The 12,713-nt window shown below is 42.1% G+C and carries 9 protein-coding genes, 1 pseudogene and 1 riboswitch; of the genes and pseudogenes, 7 read left to right on the forward strand and 3 right to left on the reverse strand.

The window, feature by feature from the left end:
• Positions 1-316, forward strand: a 316-nt coding sequence (locus tag B0B05_RS05725) for a transposase (protein WP_076782024.1), incomplete at its 5' end; no start/stop codon positions are given.
• A gap of 94 nt (positions 317-410) precedes the next feature.
• Here the strand turns inward: B0B05_RS05725 and B0B05_RS05730 are convergent.
• Positions 411-743: an RNA recognition motif domain-containing protein gene (locus B0B05_RS05730; protein WP_076782586.1), complete on the reverse strand. Its 333-nt coding sequence runs from the start codon at positions 741-743 to the stop codon at positions 411-413.
• Between the two features lie 311 nt (positions 744-1,054).
• Between B0B05_RS05730 and B0B05_RS05735 the strand changes: the two genes are divergently transcribed.
• Both B0B05_RS05735 and B0B05_RS05740 read left to right on the forward strand, forming a co-directional pair.
• Positions 1,055-1,630 carry a helix-turn-helix domain-containing protein gene (locus B0B05_RS05735; RefSeq protein ID WP_076782589.1) on the forward strand — a complete coding sequence of 192 codons (576 nt, stop codon included), beginning with the start codon at positions 1,055-1,057 and terminating at the stop codon, positions 1,628-1,630.
• Positions 1,631-1,720: 90 nt separating this feature from the next.
• A complete protein-coding gene (locus tag B0B05_RS05740; protein ID WP_084173891.1) occupies positions 1,721-4,363 on the forward strand; it encodes a copper-transporting P-type ATPase in 2,643 nt (880 codons plus the stop codon).
• 738 nt (positions 4,364-5,101) lie between these two features.
• On the opposite strand, the gene B0B05_RS05745 is transcribed toward B0B05_RS05740, so the two are convergent.
• A complete protein-coding gene (locus B0B05_RS05745) occupies positions 5,102-7,924 on the reverse strand; it encodes a TonB-dependent receptor plug domain-containing protein (protein WP_076782591.1) in 2,823 nt (940 codons plus the stop codon).
• Between the two features lie 101 nt (positions 7,925-8,025).
• A riboswitch (SAM riboswitch) is annotated at positions 8,026-8,126 on the reverse strand.
• 160 nt (positions 8,127-8,286) lie between these two features.
• Here B0B05_RS05745 and B0B05_RS05750 point away from each other — a divergent pair.
• The 4 genes and pseudogenes from B0B05_RS05750 (at position 8,287) to B0B05_RS05765 (ending at position 12,282) form a co-directional block, all read left to right on the forward strand.
• Positions 8,287-9,033, forward strand: coding sequence for a DUF72 domain-containing protein (locus B0B05_RS05750; protein WP_076782595.1), 747 nt, complete (start codon positions 8,287-8,289; stop codon positions 9,031-9,033).
• A gap of 41 nt (positions 9,034-9,074) precedes the next feature.
• The gene (locus tag B0B05_RS05755) at positions 9,075-9,770 is read left to right on the forward strand and encodes an SIR2 family NAD-dependent protein deacylase (RefSeq protein ID WP_076782598.1); all 696 of its coding nucleotides are present in this window, start codon (positions 9,075-9,077) and stop codon (positions 9,768-9,770) included.
• A 128-nt stretch (positions 9,771-9,898) separates the two neighbouring features.
• Positions 9,899-11,410 carry a carbon-nitrogen hydrolase family protein gene (locus B0B05_RS05760; RefSeq protein WP_076782599.1) on the forward strand — a complete coding sequence of 504 codons (1,512 nt, stop codon included), beginning with the start codon at positions 9,899-9,901 and terminating at the stop codon, positions 11,408-11,410.
• A gap of 309 nt (positions 11,411-11,719) precedes the next feature.
• Positions 11,720-12,282: pseudogene (locus B0B05_RS05765) on the forward strand (DUF4197 domain-containing protein).
• A gap of 49 nt (positions 12,283-12,331) precedes the next feature.
• Here B0B05_RS05765 and B0B05_RS05770 read toward each other — a convergent pair.
• Positions 12,332-12,676 (reverse strand): phage holin family protein, encoded by a 345-nt coding sequence (locus B0B05_RS05770; protein WP_076782602.1) that lies wholly within the window; start codon positions 12,674-12,676, stop codon positions 12,332-12,334.
• Positions 12,677-12,713: the final 37 nt, after the last annotated feature.

The following is a 12,713-nucleotide window of genomic DNA, read 5'->3' on the forward strand; positions in this document are numbered from 1 at the left end:
TCCAGATTTGGAAAAAGCTTACAATTTATCCGATAAACTAAGGAAAATTTATAATCAGAACACATTAAAATCTGTAGCAATGCTCAAACTTGCCCATTGGTTTAAAGATGTGGAAGAATCAGGTTTTAAATCCTTTTCAACACTTAAAAATACGATTACAAACCATTATAATGACATCCTGAATTATTTTGAAAGAAGAAGTACCAATGCATCTGCAGAATCGTTTAATTCGAAAATAAAGCAATTCAGAATGCAGCTTAGAGGTGTTAAAGACAAAGTATTTTTCCTTTTCAGATTATCTAAAATTTTTGCCTAGTCCCCAAGGTTTGATCTTGATCCCAGAAGTATAAGCCTGACATAAAAAAAGCGATCAATAATTGATCGCTTTCATTTTTTGTATCAGTAAGATATTACCAACGGCTTCCACCACCACGGTTTCCGCCTCTGTCGCCACCACCGTAACCACCGCCACGGTTGTTGTCAAAAGATCTTCTTGGTTTTTCTTCTCTTGGTCTTGCTTCAGTTACGTTAAGAATTTTACCGCTAAATTCTTTCTGGTTCAAGGCGTCTACAGCTTGTTTTCCTTCCTCGTCGCCCATTTCTACGAAACCAAATCCTTTGGATCTTCCGGTTTCTCTGTCTGTAATGATTTTTGCAGAAGAAACTTCTCCAAATTCTTCGAATAATTCCTGCAACTGATAATCTTTAGTTGCGTAATTGATGTTTGAAACAAAAATGTTCATTTTAAAAAAATTAAGTTATAAAAAATGTTGTTTTAAAATTATAGATTAGGAAAAACAACAAAGAGAAAGAACAAATCATTGATTTCAAATATAATTTGTCGCAAGGTACGATTATTTTTGAATTATAAAATTTATTTGTTATTAAAAATGCAAAAACCTTGTTAAATCATTATTAATCAACCTCTTTACCTTGATTCGCTTCCAGAATACGAAACCAGTCTTCCAGTGGATAGTGGCGTAAATATAATGAATTTCCTACAAGTGTAATGGAAAGCCCTGAAACTTACATGCTAATTTCTTAAATTCGTACAATGAAGATCTTTATCAAAAATATGGTTTGCAGCCGCTGCATTGCTGCAGTAGACTCTATATTCAACAACATGGGTATCGATGTCAGCCAAATTTCATTAGGCGAAGCAGAGACTAAAAACCATCTTTCTGACAATACACTTAGAAACCTGGACCTGAAACTGAAATCCATCGGCTTCGAAATTGTACAAGACGCCACGCAAAAGCTGATCGAGAAAATAAAAACATTGGTTATCCAGAAAGTATCAGAAGAAGACCTGCCCGATGATTTCGTTCTGTCACAATTCCTAAGTTCCGCATTACACAGGGATTACAGTGCCCTTTCAAAGCTTTTTTCCCAAAACGAAAATGTCACGCTGGAGCACTATTTCATCCTCCAAAAGATCGAGAAAGTAAAAGAATTACTCCTTTACAGAGAGCGTAACCTAACGGAGATTTCCCAGAAACTAGGCTACAAAAGCGTGCAGCACCTGTCTGCGCAGTTCAGGAAGATCACAGGCTTATCTCCTACCCAGTTCCTAAACTCTAAGGAGAGAAAAAGGATTGCCCTGGATAAGATCCAAACAGAACCTGAGTAAAATATAAATTGTCGCGATATAACAATTTCCCATTTATTTATAAGTGATTGGCATCTATTTTTCAGAAATTTGTAGAAAGAACATACTATAATGGAAAACCATCATCATAATCACGACAATCCGCATCCCGGCCAAAGAATATCACCAAGCTCTGTCTACTATTGCCCCATGGAATGTGAGGGGGACAAACTCTATTTCAAGCCCGGCAGATGCCCGGTCTGCAATATGTTTCTGGTCCCGATAGAAGAACGGGAAGACCACAAAAACAAACCGCAAACCTACTCAAAAACAAACCTTCCTGATAACTTCAAAGATAACATCGGCAAATATTACTGCCCTATGTTCTGCGAAGGAGATAAAGTCTACAATGAAAAGGGCGACTGCCCCGTGTGCCACATGCATCTGGAAAAAATCACGCCTGAGTTGGTTCATAATGCTGAATCTGCGGCCCACAGCCATCATCCCGACTCCCAAAAAGCAACAATTGAAACCGATAAAAACGCAGGCAAGTACTACTGCCCGATGTTTTGTGAGGGTGACAAAGTCTATGACTCCAATGTCGGCTGCCCTGTCTGCGGGATGGATCTGGTAAAGATCCCCGAAAAAAAATCGGTGCAGTACACCTGCCCTATGCATCCGCAAATCATCCGAGATGAGCCGGGCAGCTGCCCCATTTGCGGGATGGACCTGGTACCTATACCATCAAAAAACAATGACCACGAGGACGAAACTTACAAACGCTTAAGAAAAAAGTTCTGGTTGGCCCTGGGATTTTCGGTGCCGGTATTTATCCTGTCCATGGGCGGGATGTTTATCAGCTGGCCTTTTTCGCATCAATTACAGGGGATCCTGGAACTGATACTCAGCATTCCGGTAGTTTTCTACGCAGGCTGGTTCCTGATAAAGCGTGGTTGGGTGTCCTTCAAAACCTGGAACCTCAACATGTTTTCTTTGATTGCGCTGGGCGTGGCAGCTGCATTTATTTTTAGTCTGGTGGCTTTGTTTTTCCCGCACATCCTGCCACACGAATTGGCACATGGCGGCAATGCGCCACTTTATTTCGAGTCGGTTTGTGTGATACTTACCCTCGTTATTATGGGACAGATGATGGAAGCGCGCGCCCATATGAAAACCGGGAAAGCCATCGAGGCCCTGATGAACCTTTCGCCGGATACCGCCAACCTAATCACCGACGGACAAGAGAAAAAAGTCCCTTTATCAGAAATTAAAATTAATGACATCCTACGCGTAAAACCGGGCGAAAAAATCCCTGTAGACGGCAAGATTACAGATGGCAATTCCAACGTAGACGAGTCTATGATTACCGGCGAGCCCATCCCGGTAGAGAAAAAAACAGGCGATAAAGTAACGTCCGGCACTATTAACGGCAATGGGTCCTTCCTGATGGTCACAGAAAAAGTGGGCGACGAAACGCTGCTGTCCCAGATTATCAAAATGGTGAACGAAGCCAGCCGCAGCAAAGCCCCGATCCAGAAACTGGCTGATAAAATCTCCAAAATATTTGTTCCTGCAGTCATAGCAATAGCAATCATCACCTTTGTCCTATGGTCTGTTTTCGGGGGTGAGAACAAGATGATCTACGCATTTGTAAATGCCGTTGCCGTGCTGATTGTAGCCTGCCCCTGCGCGCTTGGCCTGGCGACACCAATGAGCCTGATGGTAGGTATCGGGAAAGGTGCCCAAAACGGCATCCTTATCAAAAATGCCGAGGCGCTGGAAGAGATGCACAAAATCAATGTCCTGATTACTGACAAAACCGGGACGCTTACCGAAGGCAAACCAAGTCTGGACCACATCGAGACCTTTGACAATGCCGACAAAAACGATATCCTGAAACTGGCAGCTGCCCTTAACCAAAATTCGGATCACCCTTTATCCAATGCCGTTCTGGATACTTTCAAAAAAGCTCAGGCTGATCCTGCTGATATCCACTATGAGCAGGTCTCAGACTTCGAAAACTTATCCGGGAAAGGTGTAAAGGGTATTATTGACAATCAGGAAATCCTCCTGGGTAATGAGGCCTTACTGAAACATTTTGACATCGTAATCCCAGAGGCATTACAGCAAAAAACAACACAGAGCGAAGACAAAGCCAGGACGATCTCTTACCTTGCAAAAGGCGGGAAAATCTTAGGCTTTTTAAGCTATTCTGACAATATCAAACCAAGCTCAAAACAGGCTGTTGATTATCTTCATTCTCAAAACATCCAGGTCATTATGATGACCGGCGATAACCAGCGCACGGCAAAAGCAGTGGCCGACACCCTGGGAATCCGTGATTACAAGGCCAACTGCCTGCCTGAGGACAAGATGAACGAAATCAAAAAACTGCAAAAGGAAGGTAAAATTGTAGCAATGACGGGGGATGGCATCAATGATGCACCAGCCCTGGCCCAGTCCAACATTGGGATTGCGATGGGGACCGGCAGCGATGCTGCCATAGAGAGCGCAGAGATTACACTGCTAAAGGGCGACATCTTGGGGGTTGCCAAAGCAAAAATCCTGAGCGAAAAACTATTGAAAAACATCAAACAAAACCTTTTCTTCGCCTTTATCTACAATATCCTGGGCATCCCGTTGGCGGCAGGCCTTCTCTACCCATTCTTCGGGATCTTGCTAAGCCCTATGATTGCCGCAGCAGCCATGAGCTTCAGCTCAGTATCTGTGATCCTGAACTCTCTGAGACTTAACAATGCAAAACTGGAGTTATAAAACAACCTGCCCCGAGAGCCTCTTGCTGGCATTAAAAATATCATTCTGAGGCTCTCACAATTCCATAATAATACAAAAATCATCTTCTGATTAATATCACAGAGAATGCAACTTAATAACATCCAGTAAATTAGTTGTGCTCTTTGATTTTACAGATTCTGCAGTTTTATGTAAATGAAAGATAACATAGAAAAGATAAAAAGATGTGCAAACAAAATGTTTTAGCATAAAACTATACCATTAATTCTTTTCAAAGACATATAATTAAAAATCCTCAAAATCAGAGGAATCTGCGAGAATCAAAAAATAAGGGAAACTTCACATTTTTAAAGAGTTCAGGAATACCGGATTATCCTATAGTCATAAACCCGTCATCACTTTTTATGCGTTTTTGTTGAGGTTTTCTTCGGGTATCGTTCGGGTTTTGTTCGGGAAAAGCATGCTTTTATGGGACTTCTGTGGGAGAAGACCCGAAGAAAACCCGAAGAAAACCCCAAAATCGTCTTCAGCATTATGCAATAATTGTCAGAACCGGTCAGAACCGGTCACGGGTGTTGCGGATAGGATTTTCTTTGGTACCTTAGTGCTTTTAAACGGTAAAAACAGATGCCTTGGCAACAGATTGGCTGCAGCAAAAATACTTAGCAGGAGGCTCCTGGTTTTATAAACCAAAACAGCACCGTGGAAAATCCCACGATGCTGCTTTCAAAACAAAATAAAAAACCTAAAAAAAATTTCTTAGAAAGAGACCGTCAACTTACTGAATACGTAGCGGCCATTCTGCCCAAACTGTGATGTAGACCTGGAGTAGATAAACTGGTCGTTATTGGTAGAAGCGGGTACGTTTTTGGTCGGATATATATCAAACAGGTTGTTGGCACCTATGGTAAGATTAAAATTCTTACTGATATCGTAGCCAATAGATAAATCGGTGATAATTTTATCAGAAATCAGCTGATGCTCATTAGGCAGTATAATACCGTCAAAATTGGCATCTACGATATCGGCGCCCCACACTTTGCCGTAGTAGGTGTTTCGCAGGTAAAAGTTGAAGCTGTTCCAGCTTAGGTTGTTGGAAAGACTGGCTTTAACTTTTGGCACAGAATCTTCCAGATAGATCCTTGATTTCTCTGAGAAATAAGTGGACTCATACCCCAGATTCTGTAACACAGGCGATACGTGAACATCCCCTACTTTTTGCGTTTTATTAAAATTAATCGCAAAATCGTTATTCAGTTTGATGGCACCGTTCCTGTAATTGTGGCTGATAACCACATCCAGGCCTTTGGTCTCGGTATCGATAGAGTTGGCAAAGAACTGAGCCGCATTCACGCCCACGGCGTCAAAACGCTGCTGGATATCTGCTAAAGAAGGATTCGCTATAACCTGTGCATCAGTTGGCCTGTTGAACTGGTCTGTCAGCACAATCCGGTCATCAATCCTGATAAAATAGGCATCTGCTGTAATATTAAGATTAAGCGACGGAATTTTGTAGGTAAAACCTGTACTCAAAGATTTGGACGTTTCCTGTTTCAGTTTTGGGATCCCGAATGCCGTTGCAAAGTCAGAATCATTGCTGAAGGTTCCTACTTCTTTCAGGACACCATCTGTAAACAATGTGGAAGTTGTATTATAGTAGATTTGGTGAATCGAAGGTGCCCTGAAGCCCGTAGACCCCGCAAAACGGAAGTTAAAGTTATCGGCCAGTTTGATCCTTGAAGCCAGTTTATAATTAAAAGTTGATCCAAAATCGGAGTAATCCTCGTACCGGATGGCCGCATCTACCAGAAGCCAGTTGGTGAAGTTAAACTCTACATCGGCATAAGCGGCATAAGCATTCCTGTTCTTGTTAGTTTTGTTAGCTTCGCGGAAGCCTGCAAAAACCTGAGATCCGCCTGCCAGAGTGTTGCCAAAGAAATCGGTTGGTTTTAAGGAAGCCGGCGTAGATGGTGTTTGGACATTGCCATTGATGTCATAAGCTGTGTAAGATGCTTCTTCGCCCGGATTGATACGGAAATTCTCGTGTCTCTGCTCACCACCAAAAGCGACATTAATACCATCCAAAACATCAAATGACTTGCTGAAATCTAAATTAATAGTATTTTGTAAAAACTGCAGCCCACCTGCTTTGAAAGAGCTTGGCGATGCAAAACGCAAACTGGTATTGCCTGTATTTTCTATGGTATAATCAAAAGAGTTTTGCCCGAATGTGTTGCTGAGGTCTACATTCCAACCGTCCCATTGGCCTTTGATACCTGCCGACAAAGAAATATCCTGAATGAGTGTATGGATCTGAGGCAGATAACCGTCCAGATACAATCCTGTGAACGTCCTTGCCTGGTTGGGTCTTCTGTAGAAGCCTGCGGAAGAGCCATTCCTATTGGAATAGCCACCAAAGGTATAGACCTTCCAGTCATCATTCAAAGGGACTTCTATATTGGCAAACAACTGATGGTTATTCAGTTTTGACTGACCAACCTGTTGGTTAAAATCTTTTCTGCTTTGTCCTCTGTAATCCAACTCCTGATTGGTAACATCAGCAGACAGAATACTTTGTAAAGCAGTTATCGTATTGGCAGACTGTATCCCCGATGCAAGTGTAGAATTACTGTTTGGTGCGTTGACAGACCCAAAATAACCAACACCCTGCGCATACTGATGGATCAGGTTTACAAAATCCTGTTCGCCCGGCGTCCCTTTCAGGTTACCAATATTATTGAAATAGGAAGAAAGATTAACGCCGTTCTCTGCAGCTCTCTTTTCGATCGCATTGTAGGCATTGTAAAGTGTATTACTTTCTGTTCCCGCCCTTCTTGTAGGATCCCGAAACTGCGAAGACCAGGTGATGTTATAGAAACCACCGCGTTTGCCAATCTTATTACCATAATTAAGGTCCACCTGGAACTGTTGCCCGTCATAGTTGCCGGTATGGTCATTAGCAGCCGGTGTAAGGTAACCGCCGTAGTTGAACTGCCCTGTCAGTTTTCCGGTATCCTTTTTTAGCTGGAGGTTCATCACACCGGCAATGGCATCGGAACCGTACTGTGCAGACGCACCGTCGCGCAACACTTCGATCCTGCTGAGTGCAAAAGCCGGGATAGCATTCAGGTCTGTTCCCACAGTTCCTCTTCCCGGTGTACCATTGACATTTACCAGCGCCGAAGTATGCCTTCTTTTCCCATTGATCAATACCAAGGTCTGATCTGGCCCCAAACCTCTTAGCTGTGCCGGGTCGCTATGGTCTGACCCATCTGCATTCGTTTGGATGGTAGAAGTAAAAGACGGTGCAATGCTATTCAGGATTTGATTGATATTGGTTTGAGGTAAACTCTGCTGAATGTCTTTGATATTGAAGACATCTACAGGAACCGGGCTGTCAGCTTTGGAACGGCCTCCACTTCTGGAGCCTACCAGCACCACTTCATCAATCTGCTTGTCAGACACTGTGTCTTTTACCGGTTGAGCTTCCTGCGCCTGTAACAATGTGGCGCCTGAGAAGAAAACAACTGCTGCTGAAAGCACCAATCCTTTTCTGGAATTAATAATAATTTTCTGATCCATATATTCTAAATTTTACGTTTTTAAATAAAAAAAACTTCTTCCAGACAAGTCCGAAAGAAGCATTACAAAGGATATGTTTAATATATCTGTACTATCTTTTTAACTTATCTTCCCTTTTTACAAAGGCTGAATGTAACACCTTACCAGAGGCAGGTTGTTAAGACTTCTGCGGGTCAGGTCCCTCGGTCTTTCTTAATAAGTATGACAACAATTCTTAATCACAGTGCAAAATAATTTGAAAATTTTGAGTTATCCAAATTTATTTCATACTATTTTGGTATGATAAATATCATTCATTATCATAAAATATGTTAACAAACTGAAATTGTACCTGTTGGCACAAAAATTATTTTACATTAAAAATGAAAAAATACCATGTTGGCTGCTCCGGATTTTACAACACCGATTGGAAGGGCACACTTTACCCATCCGACGCTCAGAACAAGGACTTCTTAAAATTATATTCTCAAAGCTTCGATACCGTTGAGATCAACAGTACATTTTACAGAAAACCAACTGCTAAAACCTTACAGAAGTGGTATGATGAGACCCCCGAGCACTTCAGCTTTTATATCAAGATCCCCAAGAGCATCTCTCATTTTGGATATTCGGAGGGTAAAGGAGAAGAACTGTCTGCATTCTGTGATTATATACAACAACATATCACGGGTAAGCTGGCTGGCTTTCTCATCCAGTTTCCGGCTTCTTTTCATTGCACAGAGAGCCATATAAAATTGTTATCAGAAACATTGCCCACCAACTTCCCTATCGCAGTGGAGTTTCGGCACAGCTCCTGGTGGAATGATGAAGTATTCAGCCTGTTCAGAAATAAACAGTGGATCTTCTGCGGTGTCAGCTTTCCGGGGAAAATACCGGATGATCTCATCATTACAAATCCAACAACAGTCTACTACCGGCTGCATGGCAAACCGACGCTTTATAAATCAGCTTATTCGGATGATTTTCTCAGTGGCATTGCGGACAAAATAAAAGCAAATGATCAGGATTTCTATATCATGTTCAATAATACATGGGGAACAGCCGCTATAGAAAATGCCTTGTACATGAAGAAGCTGTTGGGCCGCAATATCAATAAGGAAAAAGGATAATATTAATTTTAAATTTATATTTTTAACAAAACATCCAAGGCATGAAGAAAAAACTGGTGGTACTGTCCGGCGCGGGCATCTCTGCAGAAAGTGGTATCAGCACCTTCCGGGATCATAACGGGCTATGGGAAAACCATCGGATAGAAGATGTGGCCACCCCGGAAGGCTTTGCGAAAAACCCTCAGCTGGTACTGGATTTTTACAACCTCCGGCGAAAACAGCTAAAGGATGTACAGCCTAATGAAGCGCACAAAATACTGGCACAGCTGCAGGATGAGTTTGAGGTTCACATTATTACTCAAAATGTGGATGACCTGCATGAGCGTGCAGGATCTTCCAACATTATACACCTGCATGGCGAACTGAAAAAGGTCAGGTCCTCTGCACACGAAGATCACATCATGATTTGGGAAAATGATATTAATATAGGTGATCTTCACGCAGACGGTTCTCAGCTGCGCCCACATATCGTTTGGTTTGGAGAGATGGTGCCACAGATGGACCATGCCATTGCAACAGCTTCCGGCGCAGACCTCTTTCTGGTAATCGGAACGTCGATGCAGGTCTATCCGGCGGCTTCCCTTGTGCAATATGTCCCGGCAACATGCGAAATTTTTGTCATCGATCCACAACCGGCAAATACCGTTTCTTTCACCAAAAAAGAAAATTATTACCGTACAACTGCCACGGAAGGCATGAGGAAGCTGAGAGAAGATTTATTAAAAAACTATACTTAATGATAGTTTACACAACAACGACTTACAACCACCGGTAAAGAAAAACTTATAGCGCAATAACGGATTGATGATTATAAGTTTTGCTAATTTTGTAAATTCAAAAGATTAATATAAATAAAATACAAATAATGCAGATAGAAATAAGAAAGCTAAGTGTAGATGATTATGAAGAATTGGATGAAGCCATGCAAAAAGCTTATCCTGACATTGATGACAATACATGGAGCAAACGGAATATCCAAAAACTAACATCCATCTTTGCGGACGGCCAGATCTGCATCCTGGTGAATGGCAAGTTGGCAGCAGCGGCATTGTCTATTATTGTACAGTACGAGCTGTTCAGCGATCAGCATACTTATACGGAGATTACTGGTAATGAGACCTTCAACACGCATAGCAATAACGGGAATGTACTCTATGGGATCGAGGTTTTTGTAGATCCGGAATTTCGTTCGCTAAGGCTGGGGAGACGATTGTATGATGCGCGTAAAGAGCTCTGCGAGATCCTGAATCTCAAATCAATCATCATTGGCGGCAGGATCCCGAATTATCACCTGCACAGCAAAGAGCTCACTCCCAGAGAATATATTAACAAGGTAAGGAATAAAGAGATCTATGACCCTGTTCTCAGTTTCCAGCTCAGCAATAATTTTTCACCGGTTAAAATCCTGAAAGGCTACCTAAAAGGCGATACAGAATCCGAAGAATACGCAGTACTATTGCAATGGAACAACATCTACTACACCGCCAAGAAAAACACCATGCAGGACAGCGTCATCCGCCTGGGGCTGGTGCAGTGGCAAATGAGACCACTGAAGGACCTGGAAGATTTTTATAAACAAGTTGAGTTTTTTGTGGACGCTGTAGCCGGCTATGAGTCGGATTTTTGTCTTTTCCCGGAGCTTTTCAATACGCCTCTTCTGGCGCCTTTTAATCATCTTAACGAGCGTGAGTCTATGGAGAAACTCTCTGAGCTTACTGGTGAAATCAAGGAAAAAATATCCGGATTTGCCGTGAGTTACAACGTAAATATCATCTCCGGCAGTATGCCAATCCTGGAAGACGGCAAGCTCTACAACGTGAGTTACCTGATGCACCGCGATGGTAAAATAGACGAATTCCGCAAAATACACATTACACCCAATGAACGCCGATATTATGGTATGGTAGGCGGTGATGAGATCAAGGTTTTTGATACAGACTGCGGAAAAGTCGGGATTATCATCTGTTACGATGTAGAATTCCCGGAACTTCCACGGCTCCTGGCAGACCAGGGCATGAAAATCCTTTTTGTACCATACCTTACCGATACGCAAAATGCCTATACTAGGGTAAGACACTGTGCCGCAGCCCGAGCTATAGAAAACGAATGCTATGTTGCTATTGCAGGATGTGTGGGTAACTTACCGGGCGTTAATAATATGGATATTCAGTTTGGGCAGGCAACAGTCTTTACACCTTCGGATTTTGCTTTCCCATCCAATGCCATCAAAGGTGAAGCCACGCCTAATACAGAGATGACACTGATAGTAGATGTGGACCTTAACCTTCTGAAAGAGCTGCACTACAACGGTGCCGTAAAAACATTGACAGACCGCAGACAGGATCTTTATGATGTATATATTAGGAACCAAAATTAACAGGCTGACTCTGATTTTTAAATAAAATTCAGTTTAACATTGGATGGATTCTGTTATCTAATCCTCAATACAAACCAATAATGAAAAAAAACTTATATTGTGGCTGTGGGACTTTTATTTTCGGTCTCTGCCAATGCACAATTGCTGGACGTTTTTAAGTCAGCTGTTAAAAACCAAACCGGTGTAGACCTGTCCAAAGTTGGTCAAAAAAATACAACTACCAGCACTACCTCGACACCGCAGACCACTGCAGACCTTAGCAGTCTGACAAGCTCGCAAATATCTTCCGGGTTAAAAGAAGCACTCAGCATGGGTGTCACAGAAGGTGTTAAAAAACTAGGAGTTACCGATGGTTTTTACAAAAATGAAATGGTAAAAATCCTAATGCCGGAGAAACTGAGAAAATCGATACAACCCTGAGGAGTATCGGGCTGGGAAGTCTGGCAGACCAGGGCGTAAAATTATTAAACCGTGCAGCAGAAGATGCCGTTACAGAAGCGGCACCAATCTTTGCCAACGCCATCACCACGATAACCATTACCGATGCTAAGAATATTCTGCTGGGTAGTGATAATGCCGCAACCAGCTACCTGCAGACCAAAACACAAAGCCAATTGTTCTCTGCATTCGAGCCAAAAGTTCAGGCATCTTTGGGAAAAGTGGGTGCAGATACTGTCTGGAAAAACATTATTTCAAAATACAATACGTTTACCGGACAGGCTGTAACAACAGATCTTAATGAGTACGTTACTACAGAAACCATCAACGGGGTGTTCAAAATGGTAGCAGAAAAAGAAAGTGGAATCCGTAATAATTCGGCTTTGCGCACAACCTCTCTATTAGAAAAGGTTTTCGGTGCCGTGAAAAAATAAGGACAGATTGCTAAACAAAAAGAGCTTCCTGAGTGGGAAGCTTTTTTTTTTAATCGTTAGTCTCAAAAAAGGTAGAGAAAAGCGATGTTACCAGCGATAGCAGTATACTGAACAATAATGCCCACCAGAAGCCATCCACATACATACTATCCATAAAATAATCGGTAAGGAGAATAATCAGCGCATTGATAACAAAGGAAAAAAGCCCCAAGGTTACAATGGTGATTGGCAATGACAAGATGGATAGGATTGGCCTTACAAATACGTTGAGAATACCCAGCAGAATGGCAAAGATAATGGTGGAACCAAACGAGTCAAAATGGACACCGGTAAGGATCTTACTCAATAAAAATGCAGAGATTGCAGTAATTAGCAAACGGATAATGAAGTTCATAGTTTGATGTTTTATTAATATTGTCGGTCTATCCAAA

Origin of the sequence: Epilithonimonas bovis DSM 19482 (assembly GCF_900108115.1) — a bacterium.
Classification (GTDB): Bacteria; Bacteroidota; Bacteroidia; order Flavobacteriales; family Weeksellaceae; genus Epilithonimonas; species Epilithonimonas bovis.